Raw genomic sequence first — 16925 nt, 5'->3', positions numbered from 1 at the left:
CGCGCCACGCCACCGGGCAATGCGGTTATTGATAAACCGGCAACAGATTAAAGCTCGACAGGAAATGCACCACCGCGTTGCCGAGCCCGAACAGCAGGATCAGCGCAATCATCGGTTTTCCGCCCCAAACGCGGAACTGTGGGCTACCGAAGCGTTTACGCGAAGCGCGAGCCAGCAGCGCCGGCACAATCGCCGCCCATACCGTCGCCGCCAAGCCGGCATAGCCGATGGCGTAAAGGAAACCATCTGGTTTCACCAGCCCACCGATCATCGGCGGGATAAAGGTCAACAGCGCGGTTTTAAAGCGTCCCATCGCGCTATCGTCAAAGCCAAACAGATCCGCGAGATAATCGAACAGCCCCAGCGTCACGCCGAGGAAGGAACTGGCGACGGCAAAGTTGGAGAACACCACCAGCAGTAGATCCAGACCGCGGCTATTCAGCACGCCGCTCAGCGCCTGCACCAGCACATCAATGTTGCCGCCCTTCTGGGCGATACCGATAAACTGCGGACGAGGGATATTCCCCATCGTCACCAGCAGCCAGACCACATACAGACCCAGCGCCAGCAGCGTACCGTAAATCAGACAGCGGGTAATGGTGCGCGGATCCTTACCATAATATTTCATCAGGCTCGGCACGTTACCGTGATAGCCAAACGAGGCCAGGCAGAACGGCAGCGTCATCAGCAGGTATGGCGCATAGGAGGCATTCTTCTCCACGACGTTAAACAGCGTCGTCGGCTCAACGTGCCCCAGCAGGCTGCCGAAGGTCAGGAAGAAGGTAATCACCTTAGCGCCCAGTACGATAGCCGTCATGCGGCTCACCGCTTTCGTGCTCATCCAGACGATAAAGGCCACCAGCAGTGCAAAGCCGAAGCCCGCCGCGCGCGCCGGTACGTTCAGCGACATTTCACTGAAGGTGTGGTGCAGGATCGAACCGCTCGCCGAAATATAGGCGTAGGTCAGGATATACAGCACAAAGGCGATCGACACGCCGTTCACCAGGTTCCAGCCTTTGCCGAGCAGGTCTTTGGTAATGGTGTCGAAGCTGGAGCCAATCCGGTAGTTAAGGTTGGCTTCCAGAATCATCAAACCGGAGTGCAGCATGCAGAACCAGGTAAAAACCAGCGCCGCCAGCGACCAGAAAAACCACGCGCCGGACATGACCACCGGCAGCGAGAACATGCCCGCGCCAATAATTGTGCCGCCGATAATCACCACGCCGCCAAATAAAGACGGTCGGGTGGCCGTAGTGGTTAGTGTCGCCATTTGCCGAAATCTCCAGTCGAAAATACTTCGCTCACGTTGAGCATGACGCACTGTACCAGTACACGAGTACAAAAGAAATAAAAAAAGCCCCAATCATGACGATCGGGGCTGTATTATTTACTTTACGCTAACGGATTGCGCTTATTACGCATCGCCACCGAAACGACGACGACCCGCGGAATCATCACGGCGCGGCGCGGAAGCATCGTCACGACGCGGCGCGCGGCCGCCTTCACGACGTTCGCCGCTGAAACGACGACCTTCACCACGACCGCCTTCACGACGTTCGCCACCGAAGCTACGACCGCCTTCACGACGCTCGCCGCCGAAGCCACGACCGCCTTCACGACGCTCGCCGCCGCCACGACGTTCGGTGCGCGGCTGCGCATCGCCCAGCAGCTGCATGTTCATCGGCTTGTTCAGGATGCGGGTACGAGTAAAGTGCTGCAGCACTTCGCCCGGCATACCTTTCGGCAGTTCGATGGTAGAGTGAGAACCGAACAGCTTGATGTTGCCGATGTAGCGGCTGCTGATGTCGCCTTCGTTAGCGATCGCGCCAACGATATGACGAACTTCAACGCCGTCATCACGGCCCACTTCAATGCGGTACAGTTCCATTTCACCCACGTCACGACGCTCACGCTTCGGACGATCTTCACGATCGCCGCGCGGGCCGCGGTCATTACGGTCGCCACGACGTTCGAAACGGTCATCACGATCGCGGAATTCACGACGCGGACGCATCGGCGCATCCGGCGGAACGATCAGAGAACGTTCGCCCTGGGCCATTTTCAGCAGCGCAGCGGCCAGCGTTTCCACGTCCAGCTCTTCGCCTTCCGCGGTCGGCTGGATTTTAGCCAGCAGCGCACGGTACTGGTCCAGATCGCTGCTTTCCAGCTGCTGCTGAACTTTAGCGGCGAATTTCTCCAGACGACGTTTGCCCAGCAGTTCTGCGTTCGGCAGTTCTACTTCAGGGATCGTCAACTTCATCGTACGTTCGATGTTACGCAGCAGGCGACGCTCACGGTTCTCAACGAACAGCAGCGCGCGACCCGCACGACCCGCACGACCGGTACGGCCGATACGGTGAACGTAAGATTCGGAATCCATCGGGATGTCATAGTTAACAACCAGGCTGATACGCTCAACGTCCAGGCCACGGGCCGCAACGTCGGTGGCGATCAAAATATCCAGACGACCGTCTTTCAGGCGCTCCAGAGTCTGCTCACGCAGCGCCTGGTTCATATCGCCGTTCAGCGCGGCGCTGTTATAGCCGCTACGCTCCAGCGCTTCTGCCACTTCCAGGGTCGCGTTTTTGGTACGCACGAAGATAATCGCCGCATCAAAGTCTTCCGCTTCCAGGAAACGCACCAGCGCTTCGTTTTTACGCATGCCGTAAGCAGTCCAGTAGCTCTGGCTGATGTCCGGGCGCGTGGTGACGCTGGACTGAATGCGCACTTCCTGCGGCTCTTTCATGAAGCGGCGGGTAATGCGACGAATCGCTTCCGGCATCGTGGCGGAGAACAGAGCGGTCTGATGACCTTCCGGGATCTGCGCCATGATAGTTTCTACGTCTTCGATAAAGCCCATGCGCAGCATTTCATCTGCTTCGTCCAGTACCAGGCCGCTCAGTTTAGAGAGATCCAGCGTACCGCGCTTCAGGTGGTCCAGCAGACGACCCGGGGTACCGACAACGATCTGCGGCCCCTGACGCAGGGCGCGCAGCTGCACGTCATAACGCTGGCCGCCGTACAGGGCAACCACGTTTACGCCGCGCATATGTTTAGAGAATTCCGTCATTGCTTCAGCAACCTGTACCGCCAGTTCGCGGGTCGGCGCCAGCACCAGAATCTGTGGTGCTCTCAGCTCAGGATCGATGTTGTTCAGCAGCGGTAAAGAGAACGCTGCGGTCTTACCGCTACCGGTCTGGGCCATACCCAGAACGTCGCGGCCGTCCAGCAGATGCGGAATGCACTCAGCCTGGATCGGAGATGGTTTTTCGTAACCCAGATCGTTAAGCGCTTCAAGGATAGGAGCCTTCAGGCCCAGATCTGCAAAAGTGGTTTCGAATTCAGCCATGTAGTACGTGTGCCTCAAAATTAATGGCGGCCAGTCTACATAACTCATCGTGAAAATTTAGAGTAATTTTCATTGAAAAGTGTGAACCGGCTCAAAGTAGGTGTATTAACGAACAACAACGCCCTCACCCGCGAAGGTGATGGCAATCAAAAAAAGGGCTGATGTGTGTTCGTCAGCTATTGCTGGTCCGATTCTGCCAGGTCATCTTGCTCCTGGCCCAAGAGCGATAATTCCAACAATGCGTATCGGTGCTCAACGTAGTTATGAACGTTGTTAGCGACCGCCAGTTTGAACAGTGCCGTAGCGCTGTCCTTGTCCCCCAGACTTAGGTAGTACTTACCTAAATAGAAGTTGGTTTCACTGAGATGCTCAGCGAGCGAGGTGTTATCCGTTGCGTCTGCCTTCAGACGGGTCATTAGCTCTTTTTCGCTAATGTCGCCAAGGTAGAACTCGACAATGTTCCATCCCCATTGCTCTTTGTCCGACTTGTTGAAGCGCTGTTTCAGTGCTTCAAGCGCCTGCTTCTCATCAAGCTTACGCTCGGCGAGGTATAACCACAGACTGCGGAAAGGATCATTGGGATCGTCTTGATAAAACGCCAGCAGATCATCTTGCGCTAACTTAGCACGGCCACCGTAATACAGAGCGATGCCGCGGTTTAAGTGCGCGTAGTTGTAAGTTGGATCAAGCTCAAGTACAGAATCAAACGCTTCATAGGCAGCATCAAAATTGCCTGCCTGCGTTAAATAAATGCCTAAGTAATTGAATACCTCAGGCATATCGGGTCGGATTGCCAGCGCTTGTGAAAAATCATTTCGCGCTAATGCCCTCAGACCGAGACTATCATACAACACTCCGCGCTCATATAAAAGCTGTGCGCGTTCGTCATCGGTTAAAGCCCGACTGGCAAGAATTTGTTCCATGCGCGCCAGAATCACTTCTTGCTGCAAAGTCGGTTGCAATGGTACCGCGAGGACGGCGTCCTTACGCCAGGCAGAGTTGCTGCATCCTGCCAGCGTGAGAGCTGTCGCCACGAAACACCAGCGCAGAAAAGGCTTCATTTCCCACTCCCGAAGACAACGATTGGATGAACGTCCAGTTCCCCGGCTGCAAAAAGGCATCCTGCCCGGAATAGACCCTCCGCCGAAGCGGAGGGCAATCGGCAACCTTACTCGCCCTGCTCTGCGGCCGGAGCTTCCGGCGCGTTAGCTGGCTGAGCCTGCTCAGTTGCTTCTTTAATGCTCAGACGTACGCGGCCCTGACGGTCAACTTCCAGAACCTTAACCGGTACTTCCTGACCCATCTGCAGATAATCAGTCACTTTCTCAACGCGCTTGTCAGCGATCTGAGAGATGTGAACCAGACCTTCTTTACCGCCGCCGATGGCAACGAATGCGCCAAAGTCAACGATACGGGTCACTTTACCATTGTAGATACGGCCAACTTCGATCTCAGCGGTGATCTCTTCGATACGGCGGATAGCGTGCTGAGCTTTGTCGCCGTCGGTCGCTGCGATCTTCACGGTACCGTCATCTTCGATTTCGATGGTGGTGCCGGTTTCTTCGGTCAGGGCACGGATAACAGAACCGCCTTTACCGATAACGTCTTTGATCTTGTCCGGGTTGATCTTGATGGTGTGGATACGCGGCGCGAATTCGGAGATGTCGCCGCGCGGCGCGTTAATCGCCTGTTCCATCACGCCCAGGATGTGCAGACGCGCACCTTTAGCCTGGTTCAGAGCAACCTGCATGATTTCTTTGGTGATACCTTCAATTTTGATATCCATCTGCAGCGCAGAGATACCGTCGCGAGAACCCGCAACTTTGAAGTCCATATCGCCAAGGTGGTCTTCGTCGCCCAGAATGTCGGACAGTACGACGAAGTTATCGCCTTCTTTCACCAGACCCATTGCGATACCCGCAACGGCGGCTTTCACCGGCACGCCAGCGTCCATCAGCGCCAGAGATGCGCCACAGACGGAAGCCATGGAAGAAGAACCGTTGGATTCGGTAATTTCAGATACCACGCGAACGGTGTACGGGAATTCGTCGATTGTCGGCATTACGGCCAGAACGCCGCGCTTAGCCAGACGACCGTGACCGATTTCACGACGCTTCGGAGAACCAACCATGCCAGTTTCGCCTACGGAGTACGGAGGGAAGTTGTAGTGGAACAGGAAGGAGTCCGTGCGCTCGCCCATCAGTTCGTCGATGTTCTGCGCGTCGCGTGCGGTACCCAGAGTCGCAGTAACCAGCGCCTGAGTTTCGCCACGGGTAAACAGTGCGGAACCGTGAGTACGCGGCAGTACGCCGGTACGAACGTCCAGACCACGGATCATGTCTTTTTCGCGGCCATCGATACGCGGCTCGCCTGCCAGTACGCGGCTACGAACGACGTTTTTCTCGATAGCGTGCAGGATTTCACCCAGTTCGTTGGCGTCCAGGGTTTCATCTTCGGCAACCAGCGTCGCGATGGTTTCAGATTTGATGACGTCAACCTGAGCGTAACGCTCTTGTTTGTCGGTGATACGGTAAGCATCGCTCAGGCGGGATTCAGCCAGCGCAGCAACGCGCGCGTTCAGCGCTTCGTTGACGGCTTCCGGCTGCCAGTCCCAACGCGGTTTACCGGCTTCTTTCACCAGGTCGTTGATGTTCTGAATAACAACCTGCTGCTGCTCGTGGCCAAAGACCACCGCGCCCAGCATCTGGTCTTCGCTCAGCAGTTCAGCTTCGGATTCAACCATCAGTACGGCCGCTTCGGTACCGGCAACCACCAGATCCAGTTTGCTGGACTTCAGCTCTTCCTGGGTTGGGTTCAGTACGTACTGGTCGTTGATGTAACCCACGCGAGCGGCGCCGATTGGGCCATTGAACGGAATACCGGACAGCGACAGCGCTGCGGAAGCGCCGATCATCGCGACGATATCCGGGTTAACCTGCGGGTTAACGGAAACAACGGTAGCGATAACCTGGACTTCATTAACGAAGCCTTCCGGGAACAGCGGACGAACCGGGCGGTCAATCAGACGCGCGATCAGGGTTTCGCCTTCGCTTGGACGGCCTTCACGACGGAAGAAGCCACCTGGGATTTTACCGGCAGCGTAGGTACGCTCCTGGTAGTTAACAGTCAGCGGGAAGAAGTCCTGGCCCGGCTTCGCTTTTTTCTGACCCACAACGGTAACGAATACCGCGGTGTCATCCATGCTAACCATCACAGCGGCCGTTGCCTGGCGCGCCATCATGCCGGTTTCCAGGGTTACGGTGTGCTGGCCGTACTGGAATTTACGAACGATCGGATTAAGCAAAATTCTATCCTTTTATCTAAAAATGACGCCATATCTACGATATCGCGCCTGATGACCCGATCCTCTGCATCCTCGCGACTAATGACAACCTTTACCCGCCCCTGCGGATGAAGCCTCTCATTAGCCGCGCGAACCTCTGCATGAAGATCATTAATAGCAACAATACATGAGTTTTTAATGAATTGCTGCCGCCTGGTCGAAAAAAGGGGCCGTGAGGCCCCTTTTTCTGAAACTCGCAGAATTAGCGACGCAGACCCAGACGCTCGATCAGCGAAGAGTAACGTGCAACATCTTTACGTTTCAGGTAGTCGAGCAGTTTACGACGCTGAGAAACCATGCGCAGCAGACCACGACGGCTGTGGTGATCTTTTTTGTGCTCTGCAAAGTGACCCTGCAGGTGGTTGATCTGTGCAGTCAGCAGTGCAACCTGAACTTCAGTAGAACCGCTGTCGTTTGCGCCACGACCGAACTCAGAAACGATTTGTGCTTTAGCTTCAACGCTTAGAGACATTTTCAAACTCCAAAATTATAAGTAAAGAAAGGGTGCCGATCTCTAATTCAGCAACCCCTGATGCAACGCCCGAAAATGTTAAAACACTTTAGCGGACGTTAAGCGGCGATATTCTACTCGTAGCAGGCTTTTATCGCAACAAAAGCGCTTACTGTGGGTATTCCACCACCAGACGACGAGGCGCGACGCGGCCTTCATCGTCGATTTCGCCCATACCGAGGAACTTACCGGACTCGCTTTCCATCACTCGCACCAGCCCGTTCAGCGGCGCGCCTGACTGACGAACCGGGTTACCGTTTTTAAAGTAGACCGCGGAAGTTTCCGGAATATGAACCAGCGGGTAATCCGACGCCGGGCTATCCATCGGCATCAGCAGCGGGTCAAGCAGTTGAGCGGCGGGAATATCCTCTGCCGCCGCCTGTTCGACCAGCGCCTGCAGTTGCTCCAGGGTCACCATCCGCTCGACCGGGTATTTGCTCACCGCCAGGCGACGCAGGAAAATCACGTGCGCGCCGCAGCCAAGCTTCTCGCCCAAATCATCGATAATCGTACGGATGTAGGTACCTTTCGAACAGTGGATCTCAAGCTCCAGTTCATCGCCTTCATGGCGAATAAACAGCAGCTCATAGACCGTAATCGGCCGGGCTTCACGCGGAACCTCAATGCCCTGACGAGCGTATTCGTACAGCTTTTTACCCTGATATTTCAGCGCCGAGTACATCGACGGCACCTGCTGAGTCTCGCCGCGGAAGCTATCCAGCGCCGCCGCCAGCTGTTCTTCGTTAAAGGTTAGCGGGCGTTCCTCCACCACCTGGCCATCGGCGTCGGAGGTATCCGTACGCTGACCAAGTTTGGCGATCACGCGATAACGCTTATCAGAATCCAGCAGATACTGGGAAAACTTAGTCGCTTCGCCAAGGCAGACCGGCAGCATACCGGTCGCCAGCGGATCCAGCGCGCCGGTATGGCCAGCGCGGTTGGCATTATAAATACGTTTTACTTTCTGCAGCACATCGTTGCTGGAGGCGCCCTGAGGCTTATCCAGCAGCAATACGCCGTGCACGTCGCGGCCGCGACGACGAGGACGACTCATTAGTCCTCCTTGCTGTCGTCCGGGTTCACACGACGCTCATCGTCGTGTTTCACCACGCTGGTAACCAGATTGGACATGCGCATCCCTTCGACCAGCGAGTTGTCGTAGAAGAAAGTCAGTTCCGGCACGATGCGCAGGCGCATCGCTTTGCCCAGCAGAGAGCGGATAAAACCAGACGCTTCCTGCAGCGCTTTGATGCCCGCTTTCACCGCGGCTTCATCTTTGTCGTTGAGGAAAGTGACATACACTTTGGCATAGGCCAGGTCACGGGACATTTCTACGCCGGAAACGGTGGTCATCATGCCCAGACGCGGGTCTTTGATTTCACGCTGCAGGATGATGGCAATTTCTTTTTGCATCTCCTGGGCCACGCGCTGCGGGCGACCGAATTCTTTCGCCATAATAAATTCTCCAGAATAAAGACAAAAAAGGGGCCAAAAGCCCCTTTTTAAAATTATTGCCGGGTGGCGCTTCGCTTACCCGGCCTACGCTTAGCTATCTGACGATTAATCGATGCTACGCTGGATTTCGATGATTTCGAACACTTCGATCATATCGCCAACGCGAACGTCGTTGTAGTTCTTCACGCCGATACCACATTCCATGCCGTTACGAACTTCGTTAACGTCATCTTTAAAGCGGCGCAGGGATTCCAGCTCGCCTTCATAGATAACCACGTTGTCGCGCAGTACGCGGATTGGGTTGTGACGTTTAATCGTACCTTCGGTAACCATACAGCCCGCGATGGCGCCGAATTTCGGCGATTTGAAGACATCACGCACTTCAGCCAGACCAATGATCTGCTGTTTCAGTTCCGGAGACAGCATGCCGCTCATCGCCGCTTTCACTTCGTCGATCAGGTTATAGATGACGGAGTAGTAACGCAGATCCAGGCTTTCTGACTCGATAACTTTACGTGCGGAAGCATCGGCACGAACGTTGAAGCCAACCAGAATCGCGTTGGAAGCTGCAGCCAGGGTCGCGTCGGTTTCGGTGATACCACCTACGCCGGAACCGATGATCTTCACTTTCACTTCGTCGGTAGACAGTTTCAGCAAGGAATCGGAAATCGCTTCGACAGAACCCTGCACGTCCGCTTTCAGCACGATGTTCACTTCGTGAACTTCGCCTTCGGTCATGTTAGCGAACATGTTTTCCAGTTTAGATTTCTGCTGGCGAGCCAGTTTAACTTCACGGAATTTGCCCTGACGATACAGCGCAACTTCACGCGCTTTTTTCTCGTCACGAACGACGGTAACTTCATCACCCGCAGCCGGAACGCCGGACAGACCGAGGATTTCCACCGGAATGGACGGACCCGCTTCCAGCACTTCGCGACCCAGTTCGTCACGCATCGCACGTACGCGGCCATATTCAAAGCCACACAGTACGATATCGCCCTTGTGCAGAGTACCTTCGCGAACCAGAACGGTAGCTACCGGACCACGACCTTTATCCAGGAAGGATTCGATGACCGCGCCGCTCGCCATACCGTTACGTACCGCTTTCAGTTCGAGAACTTCAGCCTGCAGCAGGATAGCGTTCAGCAGGTCGTCGATACCGGTACCGACTTTCGCCGATACTGGGATGAACTGCGCTTCGCCGCCCCACTCTTCCGGCATCACGCCGTACTGGGAGAGTTCGTTCTTCACGCGATCCATATCCGCTTCCGGCTTATCGATCTTGTTCACTGCAACCACTACCGGCACCTGCGCCGCTTTGGCGTGCTGGATAGCTTCCACAGTCTGCGGCATCACGCCGTCGTCTGCCGCCACCACCAGAACCACGATATCCGTCGCCTGCGCACCACGAGCACGCATGGAGGTAAACGCGGCGTGGCCCGGGGTGTCCAGGAAGGTGATCATGCCGTTGTCGGTTTCTACGTGGTACGCACCGATGTGCTGGGTAATACCACCCGCTTCGCCGGAGGCGACCTTAGTAGAACGAATGTAGTCCAGCAGAGAGGTTTTACCGTGGTCAACGTGACCCATGATGGTCACTACCGGTGCGCGCGGTTCTGCCGCAGCGCCGGTGTCACGGTCGCTCATTACTGCTTCTTCCAGCTCGTTTTCACGACGCAGGATAACTTTGTGGCCCATCTCTTCGGCAACCAGCTGAGCGGTTTCCTGGTCGATGACCTGGTTGATGGTCGCCATCGCGCCCAGTTTCATCATCGCTTTGATGACCTGAGAACCTTTGACCGCCATTTTGTTGGCCAGCTCGCCAACGGTGATGGTTTCGCCGATCACAACATCGCGGTTAACGGCCTGAGCCGGCTTCTGGAAGCCCTGCTGCAGAGAAGAACCTTTGCGATGTTTGCCGCCTTTACCGCCGCGAACGGCCGCACGGGCTTCTTCACGGTCAGCTTTCGATTCAGCGTGTTTGTTGCCTTTCTTCGCCGGGCGAGCAGCTTTGCTGTTACGGCCACGGCCGCGACCGCCTTCAACTTCACGATCGTTATCATCTTCAGCCTGACGCGCATGCTGAGACGTGGTTACGTGATAGTCGGTCGTTTCTTCTGGGGTTTCCGGAGTTTCACTCCAGTTTTTTTCATTTTCTTCAGCCATACGGCGTGCTTCTTCCGCTACACGGCGCGCTTCTTCTTCAAGTTTGCGGCGTGCTTCTTCTTCCGATTTGCGCTTCAGCTCCGCTGCTTCGTTCTCACGGCGGGTCTTTTCAGCCTGGGCGGTCTTGGTCATTTCGTCGGTATGTTGATTGCTCACTTTGTCTTTTTCCGCGGCTTCACGTTTCGCTTTTTCAGCGACTTCACGTTTAGCTTGTTCTGCGGCCTCACGTTCAGCTTTTAATTGCGCCTCGCGCTTAGCTGCTTCTTCAGCTTCACGACGGGCTTGCTCTTCCGCTTCACGCTGCGCCTGCTCTTCCGCGGCCAGGCGTTCAGCCTCTTGCGGATCGCGTTTCACAAAGGTGCGTTTCTTGCGGACTTCGATTTGTACCGATTTACTCTTTCCACCGGTACCTGGAATATTCAACGTGCTGCGCGTTTTACGCTGCAACGTCAGCTTGTCAGGCGCCGAGCCGTGTTCACGGTTCAGGTGCGTTAACAAGGTTTGCTTCTCTTGCGCGGTCACAGAATCATCAGCCGATTTGCGAATACCTGCATCAGCAAATTGCTGTATCAGGCGATCCACAGAGGTCTGAATTTCTGAGGCCAGCGCTTTAATAGTCACATCTGTCATGCTGTTCCTTCCTGCTACAGTTTATTACGCTTCGTCGCCGAACCAACAAATGTTGCGAGCAGCCATGATGAGTTCACCAGCTTTCTCGTCGGTCATACCTTCGATATCAGCCAGGTCATCAACGCCCTGTTCGGCGAGATCTTCCAGCGTACAAACACCACGGGCAGCCAGCTTAAACGCCAGAGCACGGTCCAAACCTTCCAGATTCAATAAATCGTCGGCAGGTTTGTTGTCTCCCAGGCTTTCTTCCTGAGCCAGCGCCAGTGTAGTCAGTGCGTTTTTCGCACGCTCACGAAGTGCTTCAACGGTCGCTTCATCAAGGCCGTCGATTTCCAGCAGTTCTTTCATCGGCACATAGGCCAGTTCTTCCAGCGAGGAGAAGCCCTCTTCAACCAGTACGGTTGCGAAATCTTCATCAATATCGAGATATTTGGTGAAGGTATCGATAGCGGCATGGGCTTCAGCCTGGTGCTTAGCCTGCAGGTCATCAACGGTCATGACGTTGAGTTCCCAGCCGCTGAGCTGCGATGCCAGGCGGACGTTCTGACCGTTACGGCCGATCGCCTGCGCCAGGTTGCCCGCTTCTACCGCGATGTCCATGGTGTGTTTATCTTCATCCACCACGATGGACGCGACGTCAGCCGGCGCCATGGCGTTAATCACGAACTGCGCCGGGTTATCATCCCACAGGACGATATCGATGCGCTCGCCGCCAAGCTCGGTAGAAACCGCCTGAACGCGCGCGCCGCGCATACCTACGCAAGCGCCAACCGGGTCGATACGCTTGTCATTGGTTTTCACGGCGATTTTCGCACGAGAACCCGGATCGCGGGCTGCGGCTTTGATTTCCAGCACTTCTTCGCCAATTTCCGGCACTTCAATGCGGAACAGTTCGACCAGCATCTCCGGTTTGGAGCGAGTCACGAACAGCTGCGCGCCGCGCGCTTCCGGACGAACGGCGTACAGCACGCCGCGAATACGGTCGCCCGGACGGAAGTTTTCACGCGGCAGCATATCTTCACGCAGGATCACGGCTTCAGCGTTGCTGCCCAGATCCAGAGTGATGTTGTCGCGGTTTACTTTTTTCACCACGCCGGTGATGATCTCACCTTCGTGCTCGCGGAACTGATCGACAACCATCGCGCGCTCAGCTTCACGTACTTTCTGTACGATAACCTGTTTAGCGGTCTGCGTGGTGATACGGTCGAAGGTGACAGATTCAATCTGATCTTCAACGTAGTCGCCGACGTTCATGCTTTCATCTTCGTAACGCGCCGCTTCCAGCGTGATCTCGCGAGTCGGTTGAGTCACCTCTTCAACCACCAGCCAGCGACGGAAGGTGTCGAAATCACCGCTTTTACGGTCGATTTCTACGCGAACGTCGATCTCTTGTTCGTATTTTTTCTTGGTCGCCGTTGCCAGAGCGCTTTCCAACGCTTCGAAAATCTTCTCGCGCGGCAGCGCTTTTTCGTTGGAAACGGCTTCAACAACAGCCAAAATTTCTTTGTTCATCGGGGCCTTTCACCTCAATCCAGACTGTTAAAAGTGGGGAACCAGGTTCGCCTTCTGGATGTTACTCAGCGCGAACACTTCATCTTTGCCTTCGACGGTTACCGTGATCATCTCACCGTCTACCGCTTTGATAATGCCCTGCCATTTACGACGGTTCTGTACCGCCATACGCAGCACCAGCGAAACTTCTTCACCGGTGAAACGTTGATAGTGTTCAGCAGTAAACATCGGACGGTCGAGACCAGGCGAAGAGACTTCCAGGTTGTAAGCGACGGTGATTGGATCTTCGACATCCATGACAGCACTGACCTGGTGGCTCACATCAGCACAATCATCAACATTGATGCCATCTTCACTATCAATATAGATGCGCAGTGTGGATGTGCGACCGCGAATAAATTCGATGCCGACCAGCTCAAAGCCAAGCGCTTCAACTGGCGCAGTGAGCATCTCTGTTAATTTTTGCTCTAATGTGGACAAACCCACCCCCAAGACATAAAAAAAGGGCGTATAGCCCAGTTATTCTGAAGTCAGATAACAAAAAACCCCGATAAATCGGGGCTTTAGATAACTGAACCCTGAGACCGCAATTGCGATCTGGAACACCTTCCAGAAGAATTCTTTCAAATCCGGCTACGAAGGACCTAGTCCTCACAGTATATTTGAAAAAGTACTTAATGGGAAAGTGGTTGCGGGGGCCGGATTTGAACCGACGACCTTCGGGTTATGAGCCCGACGAGCTACCAGGCTGCTCCACCCCGCGCCTGAAACGTGGCATATTTTACTCTTTCTGAGCAAAAGACGCAAATATTGCTGGGATTTGGTACCGAGGACGGGACATAAAATCGTGGTGAATTGTATCGATAAATCATATATTTTGTCAACATCCATTTTACACCACCCGCTTGCCGTTTATGCTGGCATTTCAGGCTTTTTTAGCAAAATCACCATCAGGCTCTTCCTGTCGCCAGCAAAAGATGATTAAATGAAAACTCACAATTAGTGCATAAAAATGCAAATTTGTTGTTGAGTCGAACTCACCACAGTCTATCTAGCAGGGTTTTATTTTATGACGACGATTCTTAAGCATCTCCCGGTTGGTCAACGTATTGGTATTGCTTTCTCCGGTGGGCTGGATACCAGCGCCGCCCTGCTGTGGATGCGTAAAAAAGGCGCGGTTCCTTATGCATATACCGCGAATCTGGGCCAGCCTGACGAAGACGACTACGAGGCCATTCCGCGTCGTGCGAAAGAGTATGGCGCAGAAGGCGCTCGTCTGATTGATTGCCGTAAACAACTGGTGGCGGAAGGCATCGCAGCGATTCAGTGCGGCGCATTCCATAACACCACCGGCGGCTTAACCTATTTCAACACCACGCCGCTGGGCCGAGCCGTGACCGGCACCATGCTGGTTGCCGCAATGAAAGAAGATGGCGTCAACATCTGGGGCGACGGTAGCACCTATAAAGGCAACGATATCGAGCGTTTTTATCGCTACGGCCTGCTGACCAATGCGGAACTGCAGATCTACAAGCCGTGGCTGGATAGCGATTTCATTGATGAACTGGGCGGCCGTCATGAAATGTCCGAGTTTATGATAGCCTGCGGATTCGACTACAAAATGTCTGTCGAGAAAGCCTATTCCACCGATTCCAACATGCTGGGCGCGACGCACGAAGCAAAAGATCTCGAATTCCTTAATTCCAGCGTGAAAATCGTCAACCCGATTATGGGTGTGAAGTTCTGGGATGAAAGCGTAAAAATCGCCGCTGAAGAAGTGACCGTGCGTTTTGAACAGGGTCATCCGGTTGCGCTGAATGGTAAAACGTTCAGCGATGACGTCGAACTGATGCTGGAAGCTAACCGCATCGGCGGTCGCCACGGTCTGGGCATGAGCGATCAGATTGAAAACCGCATCATCGAAGCGAAAAGCCGCGGCATCTATGAAGCACCGGGGATGGCACTGCTGCATATCGCCTACGAGCGCCTGCTGACTGGTATCCACAACGAAGATACCATTGAGCAATATCATGCTCATGGCCGTCAGTTGGGTCGCCTGCTCTATCAGGGTCGCTGGTTCGATTCCCAGGCGCTGATGCTGCGCGATTCGCTGCAGCGTTGGGTCGCCAGTCAGATCACCGGCGAAGTGACTCTGGAACTGCGTCGCGGCAACGACTACTCAATCCTGAATACCGTTTCAGACAACCTGACCTATAAAGCAGAGCGTCTGACTATGGAAAAAGGCGATTCCATGTTTACCGCTGAAGATCGTATCGGCCAGCTGACCATGCGCAACCTGGACATTACCGATACCCGTGAGAAGCTATTCGGCTATGCCCAATCCGGGCTACTCAGCGCGTCTTCCGCCACCGGTCTGCCACAGGTTGAAAACCTGGAAAATCGCGATAAATAAACCGCGAAGCCAAACTCTCCAGCCGGCGCTAACCCGCCGGCTTTTTTATTTCCGCAATAAATCCTAAATAACAACTCTGCTTTATCGTTATAGTTTATGACATCACTATTTTTAATAATCACCATCTATAATTTATCGAATACCTGTACTCTTATACCGAGAGGATCGCAATGAATATTAAACCTCCCGTTCGGCCGCAAGACGCGATCAATCGTCTGATGTCGTTGCTGGAACCGCATGCCACGCCAATAAATATGGTCGCAAGGAAAAGGCTTAGCTGGGAATATAAAGGCAAAATCCAGCTCTATCTGTTTAAGAAAGGTGAGCTCTCCATTTTTCGCTCATCGGACAGATTACTTATGGTCACCGTCTATGAGCCGCACCTGTTTGGCGTAGCCGAAATGCTGCAGCCCAGCCGTAGCCATGGCCTTCGTGCGGAAGTCGATACGGAGATCCTGCGGATTGACAGCGATAAAGCCATGCAACTCTTCAGTGAGCATAACATGTGGGAAGAGGTCACCCGGCTGCTGGCTTACCACACCTCTTATTTGGTGTATCGCGACGATTTAGTATTACAACAGCGGACTTATTCGGTCATTCGTAATCATTTAATGGAAATGTTACTGCTTCCTGAAGAGACCCGCTCGCGGGTATCCATGCTGGAATATATTCAGGACCGCACACACTTGTCGCGCAGCAGTATTCTGAATGTGTTATCAGCGTTGAAAAAGGGCGGCTATATCGAGTTTGCCCGCGGTGGTTATTTACAGAGTATCACCTCCCTGCCTGAGAAGTTTTAGTCCCCGCTTGACCAGCAACTTATCGCCCTCGGCCATTGTTTAAAATTAAACATATAAACGGTAACGGCGGGCGATAAATGCTTCTATTCTGCACATAACTATTAAACCAGAAACCCGTTAATTTTGCCCGAGCGCTCGTATCGGGCATTTTTTTACCCGAAGGAATATGAATAATGAGCATGTTCAGATTGAAATCCATCCTGCTTATCGCGGCCCTGAGCGCCAGCAGCGCCGCCTTCGCTTCCGTTAATCTTCACGGTGAAGCCGGTTCAGAATTCACCAACTTATCAGCCAGCTTTAACCCGCAGGCTCCCGGAATGACCTTTAACGGTAACTGGGCGCATAGCGATAACGATGGCGATACGGTGGGATTGGGCATGGGCTATAACTTTGATCTCGGTCCGTTCCTGCTGACGGCTGGCGGTAAAGCGGTATATCTGAATCCGAACGATGGCGATGAAGGCTATGCGATTGCCCTCGGCGGCGGTGCTCAACTACCGCTTGGCGATTTCTTTACCTTGTTCGGTGAGGCTTATTATTCCCCGGATTCCATGTCCAGCGGCGTTGATGAATATCTCGAAGCCAATGCCGGCTTACGCGTCAATATCATCAAATCCATGAGCATCGAAGCGGGCTATCGCTATATCGATATGGCGGGTAAACATGACCACCGCGATAACGTTCTGGCGGATGGCGCCTATGCGGGTTTCAATTTCCGTTTCTAAGCGCGGCAAACGGGATTGCCT

The 16925-nt window shown here is 54.1% G+C and carries 14 protein-coding genes and 1 tRNA gene; 3 read left to right on the top strand and 12 right to left on the bottom strand.

Annotated features, from left to right (window positions below; all coding sequences use genetic code 11):
* Positions 1-25 precede the first annotated feature (25 nt).
* From mtr to ABLU86_RS22270, 12 genes are all read right to left on the bottom strand, one after another.
* Positions 26-1270: a tryptophan permease gene (gene mtr, locus ABLU86_RS22325; protein WP_015369532.1), complete on the bottom strand. Its 1245-nt coding sequence runs from the start codon at positions 1268-1270 to the stop codon at positions 26-28.
* A gap of 144 nt (positions 1271-1414) precedes the next feature.
* Positions 1415-3349 (bottom strand): DEAD/DEAH family ATP-dependent RNA helicase, encoded by a 1935-nt coding sequence (locus tag ABLU86_RS22320; protein ID WP_015369531.1) that lies wholly within the window; start codon positions 3347-3349, stop codon positions 1415-1417.
* Positions 3342-3422, bottom strand: coding sequence for a protein YrbN (yrbN, locus tag ABLU86_RS22315; protein WP_086538083.1), 81 nt, complete (start codon positions 3420-3422; stop codon positions 3342-3344). The genes ABLU86_RS22320 and yrbN overlap by 8 nt, the downstream gene beginning before the upstream one ends.
* A gap of 103 nt (positions 3423-3525) precedes the next feature.
* Positions 3526-4410: a lipoprotein NlpI gene (nlpI, locus tag ABLU86_RS22310; RefSeq protein ID WP_020077841.1), complete on the bottom strand. Its 885-nt coding sequence runs from the start codon at positions 4408-4410 to the stop codon at positions 3526-3528.
* Between the two features lie 107 nt (positions 4411-4517).
* Positions 4518-6653, bottom strand: coding sequence for a polyribonucleotide nucleotidyltransferase (gene pnp / locus ABLU86_RS22305; RefSeq protein ID WP_020077840.1), 2136 nt, complete (start codon positions 6651-6653; stop codon positions 4518-4520).
* A gap of 241 nt (positions 6654-6894) precedes the next feature.
* Positions 6895-7164 (bottom strand): 30S ribosomal protein S15, encoded by a 270-nt coding sequence (gene rpsO / locus ABLU86_RS22300; protein WP_015369527.1) that lies wholly within the window; start codon positions 7162-7164, stop codon positions 6895-6897.
* Positions 7165-7312: 148 nt separating this feature from the next.
* Positions 7313-8257, bottom strand: coding sequence for a tRNA pseudouridine(55) synthase TruB (gene truB / locus ABLU86_RS22295; protein WP_015369526.1), 945 nt, complete (start codon positions 8255-8257; stop codon positions 7313-7315).
* On the bottom strand, positions 8257-8658 hold the full coding sequence (gene rbfA / locus ABLU86_RS22290; protein WP_002918248.1) for a 30S ribosome-binding factor RbfA: 402 nt from the start codon (positions 8656-8658) through the stop codon (positions 8257-8259). Before rbfA ends, truB begins: the two co-directional genes overlap by 1 nt.
* Positions 8659-8763: 105 nt before the next feature.
* A complete protein-coding gene (infB, locus tag ABLU86_RS22285) occupies positions 8764-11454 on the bottom strand; it encodes a translation initiation factor IF-2 (protein ID WP_015369525.1) in 2691 nt (896 codons plus the stop codon).
* 24 nt (positions 11455-11478) lie between these two features.
* On the bottom strand, positions 11479-12966 hold the full coding sequence (gene nusA / locus ABLU86_RS22280; RefSeq protein ID WP_015369524.1) for a transcription termination factor NusA: 1488 nt from the start codon (positions 12964-12966) through the stop codon (positions 11479-11481).
* A gap of 27 nt (positions 12967-12993) precedes the next feature.
* The gene (rimP, locus tag ABLU86_RS22275; RefSeq protein ID WP_015703598.1) at positions 12994-13446 is read right to left on the bottom strand and encodes a ribosome maturation factor RimP; all 453 of its coding nucleotides are present in this window, start codon (positions 13444-13446) and stop codon (positions 12994-12996) included.
* Positions 13447-13652: 206 nt separating this feature from the next.
* Positions 13653-13729, bottom strand: a tRNA-Met gene (locus ABLU86_RS22270).
* A 306-nt stretch (positions 13730-14035) separates the two neighbouring features.
* Between ABLU86_RS22270 and argG the strand changes: the two genes are divergently transcribed.
* From argG to ABLU86_RS22255, 3 genes are all read left to right on the top strand, one after another.
* Complete coding sequence (gene argG, locus ABLU86_RS22265) at positions 14036-15379, top strand: argininosuccinate synthase (protein ID WP_015369521.1); 1344 nt, start codon at positions 14036-14038, stop codon at positions 15377-15379.
* 170 nt (positions 15380-15549) lie between these two features.
* Positions 15550-16179, top strand: coding sequence for a winged helix-turn-helix transcriptional regulator (locus ABLU86_RS22260; protein ID WP_015369520.1), 630 nt, complete (start codon positions 15550-15552; stop codon positions 16177-16179).
* Between the two features lie 173 nt (positions 16180-16352).
* Complete coding sequence (locus tag ABLU86_RS22255; RefSeq protein ID WP_015369519.1) at positions 16353-16904, top strand: YfaZ family outer membrane protein; 552 nt, start codon at positions 16353-16355, stop codon at positions 16902-16904.
* The last annotated feature ends 21 nt before the right edge of the window (positions 16905-16925 follow it).

Source organism: Klebsiella sp. JN_Kp121, assembly GCF_040062145.1.
In the GTDB taxonomy this organism is placed as follows: domain Bacteria; phylum Pseudomonadota; class Gammaproteobacteria; order Enterobacterales; family Enterobacteriaceae; genus Klebsiella; species Klebsiella aerogenes.
The sequence above is the reverse complement of the archived record's forward strand: the minus strand, read 5'-3'. Positions and strand labels throughout refer to the sequence as shown.